The following is a 22,293-nucleotide window of genomic DNA, read 5'->3' on the forward strand; positions in this document are numbered from 1 at the left end:
GTACACCATGCCAAGTGCTTCGCGCCATAGCGGCGCCGGGCGGGCCGGGCGATCTCGCCGGCTGTCGGATGGTCGCTAGTTCGAAGTCCGACATTTCACCGCATGGGCGGCAAATGGCCGCGCGCGCGGCACATGAAAATTCTCGCGCCGCGTTTCATGTTTCGGGCAAGAATTGAGGCGCAGACTTTCGATCCGGCTAAAATCTTTTGGACGGATCTGGCGGGCGGGGCAGGCGGCGCATAAATTGCATTAAGCGCAATGCGCCATCCGATCCTTCGGGCGCCTGAACTAATGCCGGAATCGCCGCGTTAAATGGGAGTGTTCGAGGATCAGGACCGGGTCAGGCATGGCAGTTGAGGAGAGGACGGCCTTGTTCACGCGAGAGAGCAATCCAGGTTGGATCGATCGGAGCCGCAATGCGGCGGCGCGTAACACGGATGTGACGCATTTTCCGCGCGACGCTTTCCCGACGCCGCCAGCAGCGGCGGGGAAGGGCGGACGCAAGTCGTCGGCCGACGGTCCCGGTCAGGGAACCGGAACGGCGGTGATCGCGCGGACCAAGCCACAGACCCAACGCCCCTCCATGTATCGCGTTCTGCTCTTGAACGACGATTACACGCCGATGGATTTCGTGATCGGCGTGCTTTGCACCTTCTTTCACAAGAATTTCGACGACGCCAACCGTATTATGTGGCAGGTCCATAATAACGGCGTCGGCGAATGCGGGGTCTATACATACGAGGTCGCCGACACCAAGGTGACCCAGGTGATGGACCACGCCCGCAAGCATCAGCATCCGCTGCAATGCGTCATGGAAAAGAAATGAGGTTGATATAATGCCGTCATTCTCTCGCAACCTCGAACAGACCCTACATCGCGCTCTTGCCGCCGCCTCCGAGCGCCGGCATGAATATGCGACGCTGGAGCATCTGTTGCTCAGTCTGCTGGACGACGCGGAAGCCGCAGCCGTCATGCGCGCCTGTTCGGTCGATCTCGACGCGTTGCGAAAGAGCCTTGTCGGCTATATCGAGCATGAACTGGACAATCTCGTCACCGAACTGCACGAAGACCCCAAGCCGACCTCCGGCTTCCAGCGCGTCATCCAGCGCGCTGTGATCCATGTGCAGTCCTCCGGTCGCGAGGAGGTCACCGGCGCAAACGTGCTCGTGGCGATTTTCGCCGAGCGCGAGAGCCACGCCGCCTATTTCCTGCAGGAGCAGGAAATGACCCGCTACGACGCGGTCAATTATATCAGCCATGGCATCGCCAAGCGGCCGGGCCACTCGGACGCGGGCAAAGCTCCGCGCGGCATGGAAGAGGATCCCGAGCGCGCCGAATCGGCGCGCGAAGGCAAGGAGCAGGATTCCAAGAAAAAGGAAACCGCGCTCGATGCTTATTGCATTAATCTCAACCAGAAGGCGAAGGATGGCCGCATCGATCCTTTGATCGGGCGCGAGGCCGAAGTGCTGCGCACGATCCAGGTCCTGTGCCGCCGCCACAAGAACAATCCGCTGCTCGTCGGCGACCCGGGCGTCGGCAAGACCGCGATCGCCGAGGGCCTCGCCCGCAAGATCGTGCGCGGCGAAACGCCGGAAGTGCTCAAGGGCGCGACCGTCTATGCCCTCGACATGGGCGCGCTGCTCGCCGGCACCCGCTATCGCGGCGATTTCGAAGAGCGCCTCAAGCAAGTGATGAAGGAGATCGAGCAGCACAAGAAGGCGATCCTGTTCATCGACGAAATCCACACCGTCATTGGCGCCGGCGCGACCTCGGGCGGCTCCATGGACGCCTCCAACCTGCTGAAACCCGCGCTTGCCCAAGGCGGTCTGCGCTGCATCGGCTCGACCACCTACAAGGAATTCCGCCAATATTTCGAGAAGGACCGGGCGCTCGTTCGGCGCTTCCAGAAGATCGACGTCAATGAGCCGACGGTCCCGGACACGATCGAAATCCTGAAAGGCCTGAAGCCCTATTTCGAGGAATTCCACAAGCTGCGCTACACCAATGACGCCATCAAGGCGGCGGTCGAGCTGTCGGCGCGTTACATTCACGACCGCAAGCTGCCCGACAAGGCGATCGACGTGATCGACGAGACCGGCGCCTCGCAGATGCTGACGCCCGAATCGAAGCGCAAGCGGACGATCGGCGTGAAGGAGATCGAGGCCACCATCGCGACCATGGCGCGAATCCCGCCGAAGACCGTGTCCAAGGACGACGCCGAGGTGCTGCAACACCTCGATACGACCCTGCGCCGCGTGGTTTATGGCCAGGACGAGGCGATTGGGGCTTTGGCCTCCGCGATCAAGCTGGCGCGCGCCGGGCTGCGCGACGCCGAAAAGCCGATCGGCTGCTATCTCTTCTCCGGCCCGACCGGCGTCGGCAAGACCGAGGTGGCGAACCAGCTCGCCAAGGCGCTCGGCGTCGAGATGGTGCGCTTCGACATGTCGGAATATATGGAGCGCCACACCGTTAGCCGTCTGATCGGCGCGCCTCCCGGATATGTCGGCTTCGAGCAGGGCGGGCTGCTGACCGACGCCATCGACCAGCATCCGCATTGCGTGCTCCTCCTCGACGAGATCGAGAAGGCGCATCCGGACCTCTACAACATCCTGTTGCAGGTCATGGATCACGGCAAGCTCACCGACCACAACGGCAAGCAGATCTCGTTCCGCAACGTCATCCTGGTGATGACGACCAATGCGGGCGCGTCCGATCTCGCCAAGCCGGCTTTCGGCTTCACCCGCAGCAAACGCGAGGGCGACGACGTCGAGGCGATCAACCGCATGTTCGCGCCGGAATTCCGCAACCGGCTCGACGCTGTCGTGACCTTCGCGCACCTGCCGACCGAGGTCATCGCCAAGGTGGTGGACAAGTTCATCATGCAGCTCGAGGGGCAGCTCGCAGATCGCAATGTTTCGATCGAACTGTCGGACGAGGCGCGCGCCTGGCTGGTCGAGCGTGGCTATGACCAGGCGATGGGCGCGCGGCCGATGGCGCGGGTCATCCAGACCCACATCAAGACGCCGCTGGCTGATGAGGTCCTGTTCGGACGCCTCAAGAACGGCGGCACCGTGCGGGTGGTGACGGCGGGCGCCGGCGCCGAATCGAAACTCGCTTTCGTCTTCCCGGACGGCCCGGTTCTGCCGCGTCCCGCCAAGGAAATCGTCGAGGCGCGGCGCAAGAAGGTGCGTCCGGAGCCGGAAGTGCGCGCCCGCAACCGCAAGCCGAAAGCAGCGCCGGAGCCGGCCGGCACACCGGAATGACGGCTCCACGCCTTTGAACGAAAATCGCGGCGGCCCTCCGGCCGCCGTTTTCTTTCCCGCCGCCGGCGGTGGTGTTTTGTCGCCGCTTCTTGTTGGCGCCCGCGAAAAAAACGCTAAAGTCGCAGCGGCTTGCAGGACCTCCCCTCAGGTCTTCCCGGCCGCGGGCGTTCGTCATGGCGTCGTTTCGCGCCGCCAGCGCGCCGATAGATCGGTTTCTTATACGTTTTTGGCTTCGCCCGAGGCCGCAGGGGGCGTCATTGAACAAAAAAGTGAGCGCTAAAGGCTTTTCCATGCGCGCCGACGCGCCACCGCCCCGGAATTTCATCATCAGCGAATTCGCCCCTTCCTCACTGGAATGGCGCGGCGGCGGTTCGCTTTTTCGTGGCGAAATCGACTTTCTCACCGCCGGCCGGATGCGTGGCTGGGCGCTCCGCGTGGACAGGCCGCGCGACCCGGTTCATCTGGAGCTGTCCGTTGCGGGAATTCCGTTCGGCGAAATACAGACGGGGCTTTTCCGGCCCGATCTCGAAAGCGATCTTCCCGGCAACGTCGCCGGATTCGACGTCGCCCTGACCCAATGGGGTCTCGAACAACCGCTTGCGGCGCTCGAAAAATTGCGGAATATGGATGAGGCGGCTTTGTCGGCGCCGGGCGACCTTTCCGTGGTCTTCGCCGGCCGGCAATCGCGAATCGAAACCTTGGCGCTGGGGCTGACCAACCGCTCCCTGCGGGATCAGCTTGCCGCCGCGCTGGCCGCGTCGTTCGAGCATCCGCTCGCGCCCGCCCCCGCCCCCTTCCATGCGCCTGCGCAGCCCGCCTTGAATTTGGTCAATTCGGCGGGGCCAGGTCTCGATAGTCCTTTCTCGGGGGCGCGCTACCGCGTCGGGCTGGATTATTTTGCGGACGGCGTGCTCAAAGGCTGGGCGGCCGATCTGATTCGGCCGCAGGCGTCTTTGAAGATTGCGCTTGTCGCGGACGGCGCGGAACTCGATCGCGCTCTCACATCGCAGCCCCGGCCAGACCTTTTCGAGCTTCTGCCGAAGAATGTCGCCGGCTTTTCCTTCGATCTGCGGGCCTGGCCAAATGAAAGGCTCCAGCAGCTGGAGCGGCGGATCGCCGAGACGCCGGGACGCCCGTCCGCCAACGCCTGCCGGCTGATCCTCGCCCTTGGCGACGGCCCGGCGACGATCGGGCTTGGCCAGTTCGGCGTCAGCGATGGCGATCTCGCCGGTCAGATCGCTAAAATTCTCGGCGGCCGCCGGGCGGAGGCGGCGAAGCTCGCCGCGTCCCAAGCCTCGCAAGCCGCCCGCGCCGCCATGCCCGCGCCGGCCTCCGCCGCCGCGCCGCAGGACCGCAACCAGATGGTCTGGCTGGCGCGGATGCTTTCCGATGAGCGCCGCCAGATTCTCGACGCGCTCGGGCAGGGCACGGGCGACGGGCAGACCCTGCGCGCGGGGGCGCGGCAGGCCGATCTCTCGATGCGGCGCTGGCGCGCCTGCTCCATGATCGAGGAAATCCGCGGGCTGGCGATCCTGTCCGACCGCGTCAAGAGCCACGCTTTGGCCATCGCCGATCTGTTCGATCCGGATTTCTACAAGGCCTTTTATGGCGAACGCGTCTCGGAAATCGACAATCCGCTGCTGCATTATGTCCTGATCGGCTGGCGTGCGGGGCTGCGTCCCCATCCGCTGCTCGACGGCATCTTCTACCGGCGGCAGATGGGCGGCGCGCAAGGCGACCCGCTCCTGCATTATGTTCTGGACGGCGCGGCGGCCGGGCTCGATCCCTATCCTTTGTTCGACACCGATTTCTACCGCGCGACCTATATGAGCGAGGCGGAGGAAGCGACCAATCCGCTGCTGCATTACCTGACGATCGGCGGGCCGGCGCGGTTCGATCCGTCGCCGGTATTCGACACCGAGGCTTTCCTGGCTTCGGCGCCCGACGCCGATGCGATCCTTTGCCCGCTGGAGGCTTTCGTCACCAATCGCAAGCGGCACGATCTCGCGATGGTTCCCGCTTTCGATCCGCGGCTCTATCGCTATCAGATCGAAACCGAGCGCGGCGAGAAGCTGTTCGATCCGCCGGTCGCCCATTATCTCGGCCACGGCTGCCTGGACGAGACGCTCCTGCCGAACCTGTTCTTCGATCCGGCCTTTTACCGGACGCGCAACGAGATTGACCTCCACGAGCCGGCGCTCATGCATTATCTGCGCGAGGGCGACGCTGCCGGACTCGTCTGCCATCCGTTCTTCTCTGCGAAAATCTACAATGAGGAGCGCGGCGAGGCGCTCGACGCGACGACGGCGATCGAACATGCGATGCAATCGCCGCAAACCATGCTGCGTTCGGATCGCCGCATGAAAACGCCGCTCGACCCGCGCCTTCTCGCATTCTTCGACGAACTTCTGGACTGCCGCGACGATTTCGACCTTGAATTCTATCGCCGCGTCAACCCCGACCTCGCGGAACTGGAGGACGAGCCACTCATCGCCCATTGGCGCCATCACGGCGCGCCGGAAGGGCGTTTCGGCTCGCCGCTGTCGCTGTTGAAGCGGACCGGCATGCGCATTCGCGACATTCCGTTGGGCTTCTTCGCCGAGGAATATGTCGCGCTCAATCCCGACCTCGCTCATCTTAGCGGCGATTTCCTCGCGGCCTTCTGCCATTTCCTGGTCTGCGGCCGCAGCGAGCGCGACCGCATGTACGGGCGGTGGCAGTTCTTCTTCGACGACATCAGGATCGACCTGCCGACGACCGCGGCGCCTTTGCGCATCGCGCCGCCCCAGGAGCGAATCAATGTCTGCGTGCTGATCCACGCCTTCTATCCGGACATCTGGCAGGAGTTGGCGGCCTTCGCCCAGAATTTCCGCAACCGCAGCTTCGATATTTTCATCAATCTGGTGGATCTGTCATGGACGCCGGAACTGCATGAGGAAATCCACAGCCTGTGCCCGGGCGCCTTCCTGCAGCTCTCGAACGACGCCGGGCGCGACATCGGCGGCTTCACCCGTCTGCTCGACAATGTCGATATCGATCGCTACGACCTCTTCGCCTTCATGCACACCAAGAAGAGCCCGCATATTGCGATCGAGCGCGCCGACCATTGGCGGCGCACCCTGCTGCGCGCCTTCGCCGGCAGCCCCGAAGTCGCCGACGAATGCGTCGATCTGATGCTGGATGATCCGAGCGTCGGCATGATCGGCGCGAAGGAATGGCGCTCTTCCGACATGGGCAAGAATATCGATGAATATGAGCGGCTGCTCGACCTGCTCGAAATCACCGGCGCCAATCGCGAGCTTGACTACCTCAGCGGCTTCATGTTTTTGATCCGCGGCGACATCGTGAAACGCCTTCATTCCATTCTGAAGCATCAGGAATGGGAATTTGGCGGCGACAAGGGCGTCGATTTTCATATCGACGGACAGATCGCACATGGCGTCGAAAGAGCCGTGCCGGCCCTCGTTCGTCACATGGGCTACAAAGTCCTCTATCGGTAGGCCGCCATGTCGATCACCCTGGTTCTGCACGAAGCCACGCGGACAGGCGCGCCGCGAGTCGGCGGGCTGATCGCCAAGGAACTCGCCAAGGAACTCGCCAAGGCCGAAGACGTCCATGTCATCGTCCTCAAGGACGGCCCGCTGACGCCCTGGCTGCGCGACCTGCTTGGCGACGAGCGCCTGACCGTGCTCGACGGCGCGGAATTCGAGTTTCGCGTTCCTTTCGAGGAGCGGCTCGCGGCGGCCGCCGCGCTTCTGGAGAAGCGCCCGGACGATCTGGTCTATGTGAACTCGCTCGCGGCTTCCGTTTTCGTGCTCGCCGCCAAGGCCGCGGGGCGCCGCGCCGTCATCCATGTTCACGAGAAGGCCGACGAAATCGTCCATTTGATGCGGCATGTCCTGACCAAGATCGAGGTCATGTCGGTGGCCGACGGCGCGGTGCTCGCCGCCGGGGACCTGTTCCGCGACGTCCTCGATGTTTTCGGCATGATTCCGGCGAAAACCGTCGATTTCGGCATAGCCATCGATATCGACGCAGTTCGCGAACAGGCGGCGGAGACGCCGACGCCGGCGCTCAACGCCGCCGGCGAGCCTTTCGCCAAGGGCGAGCGTCTGGTGGTCGGGATGTGCGGTCACGCTTCGCCGCGCAAGGGGTCGGATATCTTTCTCGGCGTCGCCGAGGCGGCGCCCGATTGCGACTTTCTCTGGGTTGGCGGCTGGTCGCCCGAGGAATCGATCGAAAATCTGGCCTATGAGGATTTCGTCGCGAAAAAGCCGCCGAATCTCTATGTCGCGGGCGCGGTCGACAATCCCTACGCCCATATCGGCCAGATGGACCTGTTCTTCCTGTCTTCGCGCGAGGACCCCAATCCGCTGGTTCTCGCCGAGGCCATGGCTTTGCGCGTGCCGCTACTCTGTTTCTCGAAGACGACGGCGGTCGCCAACCGGCTCGGCCGCAGCGCGATCCTCTGCCACGGCCTGCCCAATGTCGAGGACGCCACCCGGGTCATCAAGGCCTGCGCGCCCGAACATCTCCGGTCAGAGGCGTTCCGCGCGCTGTCCGACCCATGGATTTCATCCTTCGATCTCAAGGAAAAAATGAGAGATATCATGGATCTGATCGAAAATATTCGTGCGGCGGACGAAGCCTTGTCGCTCGAGATCTCCGCCGAGGTCGAAATTGCCGCCGCGGATTCGGCGTCGTGAAGGCGGTCCTGCTCGCCGGCGGGCTTGGCACGCGCCTTTCCGAAGAGACGACGGTCAAGCCGAAACCGATGGTCGAGGTCGGCGGCCGTCCGATCCTGTGGCACATCATGAAAATCTACGCCGCGCATGGCGTGAACGAATTCGTCGTCTGCCTCGGCTACAAAGGCTACGTCATCAAGGAATGGTTCAAAAACTACTTCCTCCATTCCTCGGACGTGACTTTTCATCTCGCCACCAATGAAATGGTGCTGCATCGCGCGGACGCCGAGCCGTGGTCGGTGACCCTGGTCGAGACCGGCGAGGAGACCCAGATCGGCGGGCGCATCAAGCGCATCCTGCCCTATGTCAAGGACGACGAAGCCTTCTGCCTGACCTATGGCGACGGCGTTGGCGACGTGGACATTACGGCGGTGATCGACCTGCATCGCCGCAGCGGCCGCCTTGCGACGGTCACCGCGACCCAGCCGCCGGGCCGTTTCGGCGCCTTGCGCTTCGAGGGCGACAAGGTCGCCGGCTTCGAGGAAAAGCCGGTCGGCGACGGCGGCTGGATCAATGGCGGCTTTTTCGTCTGCTCTCCCAAAGTGGGAGACTATATCGAGGGCGACAAAACCGTCTGGGAGCGCGAGCCGCTGGAGCGCCTCGCCGGCGAGGGGCAGCTTGGCGTGCATTTCCACCATGGCTTCTGGCAGCCGATGGACACTTTGCGCGACCGCCGGCATCTCGAAGAGCTGTGGGCGGCCGGCAAGGCGCCCTGGAAAGTCTGGTGACCGGATTTCCGGCCGCTCCCTCCGAAACAATCTGGTGTGTCCATGAAAATTCTTGTCACCGGTAACCAGGGTTACATCGGGCCGATCCTCGGCCGTCATCTGCGCCGGGTCTGGCCCGACGCCCATCTCATCGGCTACGACACGGGCTATTTCGCGCTTTCCACCACCAACGCCAAGGTCTGGCCCGAGCGCGTCTATGACGAGCAGATCAACGGCGACGTGCGCGACTTGCCGGCCAATGTGCTCGAAGGCGTCGATGGCGTGGTGCAACTCGCCGCCATTTCCAACGATCCGATGGGCGCGAATTTCGCGGAGGTGACCGATCAGGTCAATCGCGGCAGCGCGGTGCGCATCGCCCGGCTCGCGGCGGACGCCGGCGTCAAGCATTTCGTCTTCGCGTCGAGTTGCAGCGTCTATGGCTTCGCCCCCGGCGGCGCGCGGCGCGAGGAGGATTCGCTCAATCCGCAGACCGCCTACGCCCGTTCGAAAATCGACACCGAGAACGCCTTGGCGGAAATGGACCTGAAGGGCATGATCACGACCTCGCTGCGCTTCGCCACCGCCTGCGGCATGTCGGACCGCCTGCGCCTCGATCTGGTGCTGAACGATTTCGTGGCCGGGGCCATCGCCTCGGGCAAGATCACCGTGCTGTCCGACGGCACGCCATGGCGGCCGCTGATCGACGTGCGCGACATGTCGCGGGCGATCGAATGGGCGCTGACCCGCGACAGCGCCAAGGGCGGGCAGCTGCTGCGGATCAATATCGGCTCGGACGAGTGGAACTATCAGGTCAAGGACCTCGCCAACGCGGTCGCCGCCGCCGTGCCGGGGACGACCGTCTCGATCAACACCCAGGCTCAGCCCGACACCCGCTCCTACAAGGTCGATTTCGCGCTGTTCCGCTCGCTCGCGCCCGACCACCAGCCCCAGATCACGCTGGCGCGCTCGATCGAGCTGTTGCGCGAGGGGCTGGCGGGCATGGGCTTCGCCGACGCCGAGTTTCGCAGCTCGCCGTTCATGCGGCTGAAGATGCTGCAGGCCCATATCGAGGCGGGGCGGCTCACCCCCGATCTGCGCTGGAACGAAGAATTCCTGGAAAGGGTATAAGGGCGCCTTTGGACGCACGTCTTATTGACGGGCCATGTGGCCTCTTCAGATGCCCGCCTTAACGAGGAAATGAGATGATTTTTCACGAAACGCCCTTGAAGGACGCGCGGGTGATCGAACTGGAAAAGCGCGGCGACGACCGCGGCTTTTTCGCCCGCATGTTCTGCGAAAAGGAGTTTTCCACGGCAGGTTTGGAAACCCGCTTCGTCAACGTGAATAATTCGCTGTCGGGCGCCAAGGGCACCCTGCGCGGCATGCATTACCAGCTTGGCGACGCGGCGGAAGTCAAGGTGGTGCGCTGCGTGCGCGGCGCGCTGTGGGACGCGATCGTCGACCTGCGCCCGGATTCGCCGACTTTCGGCAAATGGTTCGGCGAGACGCTGAGCGCCGACAATCGCCTGATGATGTATGTGCCGCGCGGTTTTGCCCACGCCATCCTGACCCTGGAGCCGGACACCGAGGCGCTTTATCTGGTTTCGAGCTTCTACGCGCCCGAGGCCGAACGCGGCGTGCGCTGGAACGACCCTAAATTCGGCGTCGAATGGCCGATCCAGCCGGTGGAATTGTCGCCCAAGGACGCCAACTGGCCCGATTTCAATGAGGCCTTCCACCAGCCGGAGCGTCTGCGGGGCCTGAAATGAAGGTTTTGTTGACCGGCGCCAGTTCTTTTTCCGGAATGTGGATGGCCGAAAAGCTCGCCGCGCGGGGCGCCAGGGTGGTGGCGCCGTTGCGGGGGGCTCCGGACAGCTATTCCGGGGTGCGCGGCAAAAGGGTCGAGCGTCTGCGGCAATTCGCCGAAATCGTGCCGGAATGCGCCTTTGGCGACGAGAAATTCATGGATCTCGTCGCCTCGACGCCGTTCGACGCTCTATGCCATCACGCGGCCCATGTCGCGGATTACCGCAGCATGGATTTCGACGTGGTTGGGGCGGTCGCGGCCAACACCCGCAACCTGCGCGCCGTGCTCGAAGGCCTGGCCAAAAACGGCCTGAAGGCGGTGATCGCGACGGGCAGCGTGTTCGAGCAGGACGAAGGCGCGGGCAATGCGCCAATGCGCGCCTTTTCGCCTTACGGCCTCTCGAAAGGTCTGACCTGGCAGGTCATCAGATATTGGTGCACGATTGTCGGCCTGCCCCTCGGCAAATTCGTCATCGCCAATCCGTTCGGCCCGTTCGAGGAGCCGCGTTTCGGCGCCTATCTGGTCAACACCTGGCGCAAGGGCGAGACGGCCGAGGTCCGCACCCCGCGCTATTTGCGCGACAATATCCATGTCGATCTGCTGGCTCTGGCCTATGCCGGCTTCGTCGCGGAATGCGTGGAGAAGCGGGAAGGGCGGCGCTTCGGCCCCTGCGGCTATGTCGAAACCCAGGGCGCCTTCGCCCAGAGGGTGGCGGCGGAACTCGGGCCGCGCCTGGGACTCGAATGCGGCGTCCGCCTGCTGACCCAAACCGACTTCTCCGAGCCCCTGGCCCGCATCAACACCGACCTCATCGACCCCGCCGCCTACGGCTGGGACGAGGGCGCGGCGTGGGATGCGATGGCGGAAAGTTATTTGCATTCTTGATCTGTCGCGGAGCGCTAAGATGAAGGTTATTGGGGCCATAGATATTGCCGACAACACCCAGGTCGCGGGATGGCTTGCGGGCGAAGAATTTGGGGAAAGCCGTTTCGTCAGGATATTCGTCGACAATGCAGAAATTGGGACTGCAATTGCACGTAATTTTCGGCAGGATCTAAAGGATAAGAAGATCTCAGACGGCAATTCAGGATTTCGTTTTATTTTTCCTCGGCCTCTCGATCCGCTTGTCGGTCATGATATTCGTGTTGAGGATCGAGACACCGGTATCGGCGTCAGGCAGACCAATGTAAGACTTCCGTCGGTTATCAGCGCAAATACTGATGGGAAAGAAAGCTTTTTCGGTTTCGATAAAAACTTTGTAAATATAAGGCTTCGGGATGGGTTTGTGAAGGATGGGGTGTGGACGATATGGCCGCGGGTCATCGGGCCCGCCGATTTCAAGTTCGATATCGTCTGTACCGGCGCTGAAATCAACGAGTTCAAGGTTTCTTCGGAGCGCAGCCCCTATTGGTCGGCGCTGGGATTACAGGAATGGACCGTCAAGATCGTATTGACGCCTGAAGCAAACGTTCGTTATGTCGTCCTGAAGCTGACGGACGATTCTGAGCTCGCCAATCGTTGCAAGGCTGTTTGCAGTGTGGCCGTTCCCGCAAAAATTCCTAGTTACATAACTTCCATGACCGTTGAGAATGTGACCAGGGTATCGGGGCCGACCAGTACGATTGAACAATTTGCAGTGAGCGGCTTCAATACGGCTTACCGGTTAAATGAAATCCTGAAAGCTCATTTCAGGAAAGAATTTCGTGATTTCAAAAATTGCCTGGATTGGGGCATCGGTGCGGGGCGCGTCGCTCTTCCGATCAAACATTACTTTGCTCCCGACCTAAGGTTAGTGGGGACAGACATTGACGATTTCAACATCGAATTCGGACAAAAGAGCTACCCGGAGCTTGAATTCGTTCGCTCGCGGCTCTTGCCTCCCTTGCCTTTCGCGGATCAATTGTTCGACACGGTTTATGGAATTTCCGTTTTCACCCACCTGACCGAAGGCGTCCAATTCGCTTGGCTTGAAGAATTGCGGCGGGTCGTCAAGACTGGCTCGCCAGTGATTATGACAGTACACAGCGAGATGGCGCTTTTTGACGTATCTCGTTCAAGGGGTGATGTTTTGTTGGAAGTGTCGAAGTTTGGATTCAGTGATAGTCTGATCGACACGAACCTGGGTTCGAAGCTGGAAGCGCAAACCTATTACCGTTCAACATTTCACGGGCGAAAATATATTTTAGAAAAGTGGAGTAAATATTTCGATATTTTGGCGTGCTATACATCGGCTAACGTCGGGGTGCAGGATTATATCGTGATGAGAGCAAAATAGGTCGTCTAAGATGCGGAAGGAGCATGTATTTCTGCAAGAGTTTGAGTTCATGCGCGTCAGGGATATTGAAAGCCGCACTGATGACCTCCCTTGAAGCTCATCCAGGACCGGAACGCCCGATGACCAATGAGGGAGTGCGGATCGATTCTGCGACACGTACGCCAGTGGGTTACTTTAGCATTGTTTCCTTTCACGGCACTTATGTCGTAGTGTCGCGGGCCGAGAGGTCCGCGCTCGTGGTCCCGGCCGAAATTTCGCCGACCGCCCAGTTCGTTCCCCTTTATGGTTGCATATTCGAAAGCCGTCCTGGCAAGATTGTTTTGATTGCCGAACAACCAGCACGCGAGTTCAGCATCGGGGCAGAACGATTCGCGCAAGGGATGGCCTGGCTGACGCTGGAGACGCTCGAGGGCGGGCTTTTTCATCTGCGCCATCCGAGCACCGGGCGCTATTTGTGCGCTTTTCCTCGCAAAGGGAATGCGGCGGAGCCCGTCCAGATCAATCGTCTCGAAGCCCGCGAATGGGAAAGCTTTCGCCTGGAGGCGCTCGCGCCGGAGACGATTTCCGCCCCGACACGTGAAATTGTTGAATTGCTCGCGCGAAACGAGGGCGATCTGATCTCGGCGGACGCCATCAAGACGGCGTTCCGCGCGCCGGCCGGAAATCTCGGCGCAGTTGTCAAATCCTTTTCTGTCGCCGAAATCCAACCGGAACAGCTCGCTGCCCTCAGCGACTGGCTCGTCAAATCCGACGATTGGCGCCAGGGCCTGCCGAATCTATATCCGCGCGATCCCTGGGCTCATCACGCTTTGCCGCGACTCACGAACTGGCTGCGTGAGTCGCCGACCGAGCGCGGGAAATGGCCGAGGTTCGAGCGCGTTACGGCTGATTTCGACCCGGTCGCCACGCGCGACATGGCGATCAGCGCGGCTTCGCTGCCCTTCGTGCTCAACGCGGTCACGCGCCGGAATGTGGAACCGTCGAAGGAAATCTGTCTGATCGCGACGGTTCGCAACGAGGGGCCCTATCTTCTGGAGTGGCTCGCCTGGCATCGCTGCCTCGGAATTGAAGACGTTTTTGTCTATAGCAATGACAATACGGACAATTCCGATTCCCTGCTCGCCGCATTGGCGCACGCAGGCCTGATCACGTGGCTTGAGAATAGCGAACACGGCGCGACGCCGCCCCAGTTCAAAGCCTATGGACATGCTCTTTCCGTCTTGCCGCAAATCCTCAACTACCGATGGGCGGCGATTATCGACGCTGATGAATTCATTATGCTCGATTTCGACGCCTATAAGTCTCTTGGTGCCTATTTGGCTTGGCAGGAAGAGGTCGCTCCCGACGCCATCGCCTTGAACTGGAATTTTTTCGGGGCCAATGGACAACAGACGTGGGCCGATGAACTAACCGTCCGCCGATTCGTCTCGCGGCAAGCGGAAACGAATCGGCATATAAAGACGATTTTCAGGTCAAACAAATTTTTGAATTCCCATTGTCATTATCCCATTGCAATGGCCAATGAGAACATAAACTTCGTCAATGAATGCCGATCTCCGCATATTTACAGCGTGTCTCGGGATCCTTCTATTTGCGATTTTCCAAGCGCGACACATGCGTGGATCAACCATTATTATACGAGGTCCGCGGGAGAATTCATTTGGAAGAAGGCGCGCGGCTATGGCGATCGGATCGCAAATAGAGAGCATTTGTTCGCCGATTTCGGATTGAAGGAAGGTCGCTTGCAGATCAGCTTCTCGAACGCCCTCAATCTAATCCGCGAGACAGGCCAAGTTCCCGACGAACGGGCGCTTGAGCGCGCTGTTTTGGTCGACCAGGAAATGGTGCGCTTGTTATCCGATCCTGCGATTCGGGCGGCTCATGATGCGGTGATCGAATATGCGGGCGCGGGAATAAAACTCGCCGTCGATGCATTCAGGGCTCTGCCCGCCGAAATCATGCCGGACGACCTGAAACAGATTTGGCTTTCCGCCGCCGGCGCTGATGTGCGGGCCTGACGTAGTAATATCGGCGCATGTTTCAATGATGCTGATGCGCCGCATAATCCAGGATTAGGTGTGTGAAACTGGTTGGGTCGCTCTCCGGGAGAGCGCGGGTTGGGTGCGGGAACCAGGATTGAAAAATGACGATGTCGGGCTGGCTGCCGACCGCTTGTGGAAATTCGGAACAATGCGCTTGGGCGCTTGCGAGCCAGGCGGCGTCTGCGCCGTCTTCCTGGCTGCCGTCGCAGATCACTCCGACGGGCATGTGATCGCGTCGCATTTGTGCGAACACCGAGCGAACGCGAGCTTGCCAAAGGCTGTGCCAGTTGACATCGAATTCGAAGGCGGCAAAAGGCTCCCCAAACGCCGATGCGAACGCAGCATGCCAGTCCGAAATCAGTTTAGCGGTATTCGGATCCTTGAAGTTTGAAACTGCCTCGACGTCGACGAATTTTACATTGGGGAACACAGAGCGGATCGCCTTTGCGGTTTCGGCCGCTCGGCGCGCGAGGACATCAATTGGCTGGTTGCAGCCGGGCTTCGGACTGCTTTCGTAACCTCCTAAAAGGGGCGCGTCCGCCACAACATAATCGATTTGTCCGCCCAAGCTCTCGATATGCCGCGCAATTCTTAATTGGTCGGTATCGAAGCCTTCAAGGTGGGGGCAGGGCGCCGCAGAGGGCAACAACCCGATCCCGATGGCGAGGGCGATGTGGTGCTGTTTCAGGAATGCTATCGCTTGGCGGAAGTTGTCATCCGAAGCCTTTCGCGTGTAGTTCACACCGAACTGGAAAAGACGGACATTTGAGGCGGCGCGCCGCCAATCGGCGTTGGGGTCGAACAGCTTTTGATAATCGGAGACGCCCGCGGAATTGCCGCTCGCGGGGTCCGTATGCCCCGGGGCGGGCGCGAACCAGATTTCGGGACGGGACGCGGCCCAGGACGGCTCCAACAGAAGTGTCGTCAATATAGCTGCAGCAGCGGCGAAAAGGCGGAGGCTCCCGCTTTGCATGAGCATATCCTCTCTGAGAGGGTTAGGATTCCCGCAAAGAGAGCGGCTTTTTATCACGTTGCTAGAGTCTAACTGTGCAGGATTAATGTGGCAATATCATCAACGGGTTGAAATAGCCCCGTAAGTCGCCGGACAGGCACTCCCACTTCGCTAAGAGCCTGACCTGAAATTGGTTGACCGGCCTCGCGGCCCTTGATTCCCTTGGTTTGCAACAACTTTGGGAGATTCGCGATGCCGTGGAGCGAGGCCGATCGCGCGAAGTATGAAGTCATTCGGGCGCGCTATTCAAGCGATATGTCGGAGGCCGAACTGGCGCTGATTTCGCCGCTGTTGCCGCCGCCCAAACGGCGCGGACGCAAGCCGACAGATGCCCAGATCATTCTCAACGCCTTGTTTTATTTGATCCGCTGCGGCTGCCCATGGCGATATCTGCCGAAGGATTTTCCGCCGTTCACGACCGTGCAAAACCGCTTCTACGCGTGGCGCGACAGCGGCGTGTGGGCGCAAATCATCAGCGTTCTCGTGATGGACGCCCGCGAAGCGGAAAGCCGTGAGGCCGCGCCGACGGCTGTCGTCGTCGACAGCCAATCTGTCAAGACGACGGAAGCCGGCGGCCCCCGTGGTTTCGATGCGGGCAAGAAGGTCAAGGGGCGCAAGCGCCATCTCGCCGTCGACACGATCGGTCTGCCCATCGAATGCCAGATCACGACCGCCGACGTGCAGGACCGCGACGCTCTCGCGCCGTTGCTGAAGGCCGTGCATCGCAAGAGCCCGTGGGTGAAAATGTCCTTCGTCGACGGGGGTTATCAGGGTGATGAAGCCAAGCGCGCAGCCTTCGAGGCGAGCCGCATTTCCATCACCGTCGTCAAGCGAACCGATAAAGAGGTGAAAGGATTTACGGTGCTGCCGAAACGCTGGGTCGTCGAAAGGACGCTCGGTTGGATCAATCGCGCGCGCCGTCTGTCAAAAGACTTCGAGGCGACCATCGAATCCGCCCTCGCGTGGCTGCAATTGGCCCTGGCTTTCCTTCTCATGCGAAGGCTGGCGAGGGCAAAAGCCAGTCAGAATTGAAATTCGAGTCGGGTTCTAAGAGGTAGGAGTAATGTGGTGTTTATGACTGGTGACAATCCGAAGAGTGAGGTCCTGCCGGGCCGAGAACGACGGCGTCGGCGCACGTCGGCGGAGAAATTGGCGATCATTGCCGAGACGATGGAGCCGGGCATGACGGTTAGCCTTGTCGCGCGCCGTCACGGCATCGCCCCCAATCAGCTGTTCACCTGGCGGCGGCTGGCGAACCAAGGCGCCCTGACCGCGACGCAGGCCGAGGAGGACGTCGTTCCGGCGTCCGCCTACAGGGCTTTGGTCGACCAGGTGCGCGAACTGCAGCGCCTGCTCGGCAAGAAGTCGATGGAGGCCGAAATCCTCAAAGAGGCGCTTGAAGTCGCCGTAGGCTCAAAAAAACGGATGTTGCGGTCGTTGTCGCTGCCGACGCTCAATCCACGGGACGGTTCGCGATGAAGGCCGTCTGCGAAACCCTCGGCGTCGCCCGCTCGAATGTCGCCGCGCGCATTGCCGGCGGCGCGGCCAAACGCATGGGCCGACCGCCCCTGCCGGAAGACGATCTGCTCTGCGAGATCAAGGGGATCATCGCCGAACAGCCGTCCTGGGGCTACGCCCGCGTGTGGGCCGACCTGCGCCGCAAAAGACGCGCCGAGGGCGCGGCGCCGGTCAACCGCAAGCGGGTTTATCGGGTGATGAGGGCGCACGGCCTGTTGCTTCAACGTCATGCCGGCGGCGGCGAAAACCGCCGGCATGACGGCAAGATCGCCGTTCTGCGCTCCAACCTGCGTTGGTGTTCCGACGGCTTCGAGATCGCTTGCGACAATGCCGAAAAAGTCCGCGTCGCCTTCGCGCTTGATTGCTGCGACCGGGAAGCCCTCGGCCATGTCGCCACGACGGCGGGCGTCAAGGGCGAGGACATCCGCGACCTGATGGTCAGCGCCGTCGAATATCGCTTTGGCCCGGTCAATCGCCTGCCCAGCCCGATCGAATGGCTGACCGACAACGGGTCTTGCTACATCGCTGGCGACACGAAACATTTTGCCCGCGAAATCGGCCTTGAGCCGCTGACCACGCCGGTCGAAAGCCCCCAATCGAATGGAATGGCCGAAGCCTTCGTCCGCACGATCAAACGCGATTACGCGCGCGTGTCGCCACTGCCGGACGCCGAAACCGTGATCCGCTTGCTGCCGTCGTGGTTCGAGCATTACAACACACGCCATCCGCATCGCGCGCTTGGCTATCGTTCACCCCGCGAGTTCATCGCGGATCGCTTGGCCGCCGAAGCCGGAGAGTGTCTGTCCGAAACTTAAGGGGCTACAACACGGGCCGTCGATCCAGTCACTCGCTTGCGGCGGACCTCTGACTAACGTAGCCTCTGCGACGCGATATTTTCGTTGGGGGATCCGATGGAAGTGAGGCAATTCTGGTCGGCGGTTGGTGAAGATTTGGGAGTTTTTTCTTCTGCCGCTTCGCAGTAAGGTTTCAAAAATGTTAGATAGGATGCCAAGGATAGTTCTGCATATCGGCTGCGAGAAAACCGGAACGACAAGCATTCAGCAATTCCTCTCGCGTGAACGCGACTTTCTAATGTCGAAAGGCATTTTATTTCCTCGTGTCCCGGCAGGAAATGCCAGTGAACCGAATCACAAATTACTAACTCTCTGCGTGCGTAGATCGAACGTTGAAGACTTGCGTGCAACAGTGCCTGACGTTGATACAAAGATAGAACATTTTCTGTCTGATTTTGCTGCTGAAATAGCAGAAAGCGCCTATCATACCATCATATTGTCTAACGAGCACTGTTCTTCTCGGCTTCCTGAGCTCGATCAGATTGGCGCATTGAAGCGCCTATTACTAAATTTTTCTGAGAATATTGACGTTATTGTCTATATAAGGAGGCAAGACAAATTATTATGGAGTATGTATTCAACTTCTCTGAAGTCTGGAAACGTCAGAGAGTTTGTTTATCCAAATGATATAAATTCACCTCTTCTTAATTTCAAGACGCTTCTTGATCGTTGGAGCGAAGTATTCTGTGTTAAAAACATTCATGTCAGAAGCTACGACGATGTTATTCTTAACGGTGGTGATGTTGTTCATGATTTCTTGGCGACCGCTGGGCTTGCGGATTTATTTGGTCCGTTGCTGCTTGGAGAGTCTGTAACGAATCGCTCTCTCGATGGAAAGACGCTGGAGTTCCTGCGCTTATTTAATAAATATGTCCCTTATCTGGTGGATGGAAGGCTTAATGAACAACGTGGGAATATTATGAAATGTTTGGAATCGATTTCGGGTAAGGATGATGGGCCGCAAGACGAGCAAGCAGGGCGCGAATTCCTTGAAAGATTCCGCGATTCGAACGCTTACGTCGCGAGGAAATATCTCGGTCGCCAGAACGGACAAGCTTTCCCTGAAGATTGGGGTTCTGCGGCTAGCTCAGATCGGGAACTGTCGGTGGAGGATGCGGTGCGTATTGCGGCCCATCTTTGGATTGATAATCGGAAGTGAGCGATCCCTAAGACAGTGATGGATATGCGGCAAATCGCTTAAACCGCGTCTGATAGGCTGCGTCCTGTCGGCAATCAGATACGCATGCTAGGTCGATCATCGCTCAAACAAGCGATTGGCCGCGTGTTCCGCAAGCGCCAGCGAGGACGTCAAACCGGGGGATTCGATGCCGAAGAAGTTCACCAGATTCGCCATGCCGTGCAACTCCGGGCCGTCGATGCGGAAGTCGGCGTTGTCGGCGCCGGGGCCGGTGATCTTGGGGCGGATGCCGCAATAGGCGCTGGCGATTTCGCGTTTTTCGATTCCCGGCCAGTAGCGCATCACCGCCTCGCGAAATTCCTCTTCCTGGCCGGACATCGGCGTGTAGTCCAGTTCGTCCACCCACTGGACATCGGGGCCAAGGCGCATCCGTCCGCCGAGATCGAGGGTCACATGCACGCCGAGGCCGCCCTCGACTGGCATGGGATAGATGAGGTGTGAGAAGGGCGTGCGGCCGGATACCGTGAAATAATTGCCCTTGGCCATGAAGCGCGGCGGAATCAGGTCCGCGGGATAGGTCTCGATCCGCCGCGCGATCTCATGGGCGCCGTGGCCGGCGCAATTGACGACGGCAGCGCAAGAGACCGTGTCGCCGCCCGCCGTTCGGACCTGATAGCCGTCCCCCTGCGGCGCGATCCCGGTCACACGGGTCTGAAAGACGAATTGCGCGCCCTTCGCTTCAGCGTCGCCTTGCAGCGCCAGCATCAGGGCGTGGCTGTCGACGATTCCGGTCGAAGGTGACAGCAAAGCGGCGACGCATTCGACCTCGGGTTCGAGGCGGCGGGCCTCCTCCCGGCTGAGCGGGACGAGATCGTCCACGCCATTGGCGATTCCGCGCCGATGCAGGGCTTCGAGCTTGGGAATCTGTCTTTCGTCGGTCGCGACGATGAGCTTGCCGAGGCGCTGCGCCGGAACGCCGCGCTCGGCGCAAAAAGCGTAAAGCATCTTGCGACCCTCGACGCATAGGCGCGCCTTGAGGCTGTTCTCGGGATAATAGAGGCCGGCGTGGATGACTTCGGAATTGCGCGACGAGGTATGGACGCCGATGGTCTTTTCCGCTTCGAGGACGAGAGCCTCGCGTCCCGCATCCGCGAATTGGCGGGCGACCGCGAGCCCGACCACGCCGGCGCCTATGACGACCGCATCGAAATCCATGAATCGAACTCCTCGCGGGCTCTTTACGGCCAAACGCGCCGCAAGGCCAGAGCCGCCTATTTTGTTTGTTCCAGATGAAGCGAGACCAGCCGCGCCAGCAGAATCGCCGGGTAGAGCTGGCCGCAGATCGATTCGAGATTGCACAGGCTGCGGGCGATCGGATGGACGGGGGTGATATCGCCGAAGCCGACCGAGGTGAGGGTCGTCAGGCTGAAATAGATCACGTTGGCGCCGAGTTCCGGCGTGTCGGCTATGGTCAGATTGTCGAAGGCGCCGGGAAAGGTTGCGCCGACGAAGAGATAGAGCGAGGCGAAGACGAGCGAGATCAGCAGATAGACCAGAATGGCGCCGACGATCCGATGGACCGTGATCGTGCCGGCCGCGTAAACGGCGCGGGCGACGACGACCGCGAAGGTGACCGAGAGGGTCAGCCACAGGCTCGCAATGAGATAGACATGGGAATGCTGCAGGTCCTGCACTTCGCGCCGAAGCGTCAACGCGAAGCGCAGGACGGCGGCGATCGCGAGGGGAATGAGAATGATCCAGCGCCCCGAGAGAATATAAACGCCGGCCCCCATCACCAGAATGATCGCCACGCCGAGCGGCAGGAAAGAGAAGCCGAGCGTCGCCTGGAGTGGCGCGGCCACAAAAAGCAGGAGCGCCAGAAGCACGGTCAGGACGCTCAGCGTCGGATCGCTGTAGTACTTGCGGAATTCGTGGAATTTTTCCTGGTGGTTCATTGGCCCTCCCTTAACGCCGTCGAGTTCAAGGATGGCGCCGTCGCGACATTTTGCGTCTCGTTGCAGGGCTGGCAAGGCCCTTGCTTGGGTGGAGCGAACCTGTGAAGTGACCGCCATGGCCGAAGACGACATGCCCCCGCTCTTGAATGAAATTGTCCAGACTGACCCCGCGCTCGGCATTCTGCGGCACGCCGCGCTGCTCGCGGAAGCCGAAGGCGCCCCGGATGACGAGGAACTCGACCTGCTCTACAGGCAGACCGACGCCGGATTTCTGCTCGACCTTGCGCCGGCGCGAGTCTGGCCGGAACTGGCGCGCGGGTTGATGGGGTCCGCGCCGGCGAAAATGTTGGGCAATTTGCGCGAATGCGGCGCGCTGGAGCAAATCTTGCCGGAGGTCGAGGCTCTGTTTGGCGTGCCCTTGCTGTCCGACCAGCCGGGCGAGGTCGATCTCGGCGAACACGTTCTCGCGTCGCTGGATGAAGCTTCTTTTTGTGAGGCGCCGCTCGCCGTGCGCTTCGCCTTGCTGACGATGCATGTCGGCAAGGCCGATTCGCCGAAGGAGCATCTTCCCGTCCATTACAAGCACATCGAGCGCGGTTGTCCGCGCGTCGAGGCGATCGCCGCGCGCTTCGCCGCGCCGGCGGACTGCCGCGAACTGGCGCTGACGGCGCTGGCGGAAAGCGAAAGGGTGCATCGCGTGTCGAAAATGCGCGCCGGCCCGGTCGCCCTGATGCTGGAGCGGCTCGGCGCCTTCGACGCGCCGGACGTCTTCGCGCGGCTGATGACGGTCTGCGCCTGCGATTATCGCGCCTTTCCCGGTCGCACGCGCGCGCCATATCCCAAGGCCGCGCTGCTGGAGACCGCCCGCGCCGCCTGCGCCGACATCAGGGACGACGGGACCGAGGCGACGCGCGAGGCCCGCGCCATCGCCATTGCGCGGGCCTTTCAATCGCTGCGCTGGGCGGACGAGGACTGAT

General features: G+C 60.9%; 18 protein-coding genes. 15 read left to right on the top strand and 3 right to left on the bottom strand.

Going from position 1 to position 22,293, the window contains the following annotated elements; genetic code table 11:
* Nucleotides 1-439: 439 nt before the first annotated feature.
* The 11 genes from clpS (at nucleotide 440) to K2U94_RS10090 (ending at nucleotide 14,815) form a co-directional block, all read left to right on the top strand.
* Nucleotides 440-826 carry an ATP-dependent Clp protease adapter ClpS gene (gene clpS, locus K2U94_RS10040; RefSeq protein WP_425332548.1) on the top strand — a complete coding sequence of 129 codons (387 nt, stop codon included), beginning with the start codon at nucleotides 440-442 and terminating at the stop codon, nucleotides 824-826.
* A 10-nt stretch (nucleotides 827-836) separates the two neighbouring features.
* The gene (clpA, locus tag K2U94_RS10045; RefSeq protein ID WP_243067078.1) at nucleotides 837-3,263 is read left to right on the top strand and encodes an ATP-dependent Clp protease ATP-binding subunit ClpA; all 2,427 of its coding nucleotides are present in this window, start codon (nucleotides 837-839) and stop codon (nucleotides 3,261-3,263) included.
* A gap of 13 nt (nucleotides 3,264-3,276) precedes the next feature.
* A complete protein-coding gene (locus tag K2U94_RS10050) occupies nucleotides 3,277-3,543 on the top strand; it encodes a hypothetical protein (RefSeq protein WP_243067079.1) in 267 nt (88 codons plus the stop codon).
* Complete coding sequence (locus K2U94_RS10055) at nucleotides 3,521-6,763, top strand: rhamnan synthesis F family protein (RefSeq protein WP_243067080.1); 3,243 nt, start codon at nucleotides 3,521-3,523, stop codon at nucleotides 6,761-6,763. The genes K2U94_RS10050 and K2U94_RS10055 overlap by 23 nt, the downstream gene beginning before the upstream one ends.
* 6 nt (nucleotides 6,764-6,769) lie before the next feature.
* Nucleotides 6,770-7,969, top strand: a complete 1,200-nt coding sequence (locus K2U94_RS10060) for a glycosyltransferase (protein WP_243067081.1) — start codon at nucleotides 6,770-6,772, stop codon at nucleotides 7,967-7,969.
* Nucleotides 7,966-8,736, top strand: coding sequence for a glucose-1-phosphate cytidylyltransferase (gene rfbF / locus K2U94_RS10065; RefSeq protein ID WP_243067082.1), 771 nt, complete (start codon nucleotides 7,966-7,968; stop codon nucleotides 8,734-8,736). Before K2U94_RS10060 ends, rfbF begins: the two co-directional genes overlap by 4 nt.
* 42 nt (nucleotides 8,737-8,778) lie before the next feature.
* Nucleotides 8,779-9,843 carry an NAD-dependent epimerase/dehydratase family protein gene (locus tag K2U94_RS10070; protein WP_243067083.1) on the top strand — a complete coding sequence of 355 codons (1,065 nt, stop codon included), beginning with the start codon at nucleotides 8,779-8,781 and terminating at the stop codon, nucleotides 9,841-9,843.
* Between the two features lie 74 nt (nucleotides 9,844-9,917).
* Entirely contained in the window at nucleotides 9,918-10,484 is a 567-nt protein-coding gene (rfbC, locus tag K2U94_RS10075; protein ID WP_243067084.1) for a dTDP-4-dehydrorhamnose 3,5-epimerase, read from the top strand.
* The gene (locus K2U94_RS10080) at nucleotides 10,481-11,407 is read left to right on the top strand and encodes an NAD-dependent epimerase/dehydratase family protein (RefSeq protein ID WP_243067085.1); all 927 of its coding nucleotides are present in this window, start codon (nucleotides 10,481-10,483) and stop codon (nucleotides 11,405-11,407) included. Before rfbC ends, K2U94_RS10080 begins: the two co-directional genes overlap by 4 nt.
* Before the next feature lie 19 nt (nucleotides 11,408-11,426).
* A complete protein-coding gene (locus K2U94_RS10085; protein WP_243067086.1) occupies nucleotides 11,427-12,797 on the top strand; it encodes a class I SAM-dependent methyltransferase in 1,371 nt (456 codons plus the stop codon).
* A gap of 23 nt (nucleotides 12,798-12,820) precedes the next feature.
* On the top strand, nucleotides 12,821-14,815 hold the full coding sequence (locus K2U94_RS10090; protein WP_243067087.1) for a glycosyltransferase family 2 protein: 1,995 nt from the start codon (nucleotides 12,821-12,823) through the stop codon (nucleotides 14,813-14,815).
* Between the two features lie 22 nt (nucleotides 14,816-14,837).
* Here the strand turns inward: K2U94_RS10090 and K2U94_RS10095 are convergent, their stop codons facing one another.
* Nucleotides 14,838-15,812 carry a hypothetical protein gene (locus K2U94_RS10095; protein ID WP_243067088.1) on the bottom strand — a complete coding sequence of 325 codons (975 nt, stop codon included), beginning with the start codon at nucleotides 15,810-15,812 and terminating at the stop codon, nucleotides 14,838-14,840.
* A gap of 231 nt (nucleotides 15,813-16,043) precedes the next feature.
* Between K2U94_RS10095 and K2U94_RS10100 the strand changes: the two genes are divergently transcribed.
* From K2U94_RS10100 to K2U94_RS10110, 3 genes are all read left to right on the top strand, one after another.
* Nucleotides 16,044-16,883, top strand: a complete 840-nt coding sequence (locus K2U94_RS10100; RefSeq protein ID WP_243065792.1) for an IS5 family transposase — start codon at nucleotides 16,044-16,046, stop codon at nucleotides 16,881-16,883.
* Nucleotides 16,884-16,925: 42 nt separating this feature from the next.
* Nucleotides 16,926-18,184 (top strand): IS3 family transposase gene (locus K2U94_RS10105; RefSeq protein WP_243065398.1). Its coding sequence is split into 2 segments (ribosomal slippage): nucleotides 16,926-17,265 and nucleotides 17,265-18,184, totalling 1,260 coding nucleotides; the frame shifts between segments, so codons are not numbered across the junction.
* Between the two features lie 127 nt (nucleotides 18,185-18,311).
* Entirely contained in the window at nucleotides 18,312-19,382 is a 1,071-nt protein-coding gene (locus tag K2U94_RS10110) for a hypothetical protein (RefSeq protein ID WP_243067089.1), read from the top strand.
* Nucleotides 19,383-19,478: 96 nt separating this feature from the next.
* On the opposite strand, the gene K2U94_RS10115 is transcribed toward K2U94_RS10110, so the two are convergent.
* Together K2U94_RS10115 and K2U94_RS10120 are read right to left on the bottom strand one after the other, a co-directional pair.
* Nucleotides 19,479-20,576: an NAD(P)/FAD-dependent oxidoreductase gene (locus tag K2U94_RS10115; protein ID WP_243067090.1), complete on the bottom strand. Its 1,098-nt coding sequence runs from the start codon at nucleotides 20,574-20,576 to the stop codon at nucleotides 19,479-19,481.
* 56 nt (nucleotides 20,577-20,632) lie between these two features.
* Nucleotides 20,633-21,316 carry an ion channel gene (locus K2U94_RS10120; protein WP_243067091.1) on the bottom strand — a complete coding sequence of 228 codons (684 nt, stop codon included), beginning with the start codon at nucleotides 21,314-21,316 and terminating at the stop codon, nucleotides 20,633-20,635.
* A 130-nt stretch (nucleotides 21,317-21,446) separates the two neighbouring features.
* On the opposite strand from K2U94_RS10120, the gene K2U94_RS10125 reads away from it, so the two are divergent.
* On the top strand, nucleotides 21,447-22,292 hold the full coding sequence (locus K2U94_RS10125; RefSeq protein ID WP_243067092.1) for a tRNA nucleotidyltransferase/poly(A) polymerase-related protein: 846 nt from the start codon (nucleotides 21,447-21,449) through the stop codon (nucleotides 22,290-22,292).
* The last annotated feature ends 1 nt before the right edge of the window (nucleotide 22,293 follow it).

Source organism: Candidatus Rhodoblastus alkanivorans (genome assembly GCF_022760755.1).
Lineage (GTDB): Bacteria > Pseudomonadota > Alphaproteobacteria > Rhizobiales > Beijerinckiaceae > Rhodoblastus > Rhodoblastus alkanivorans.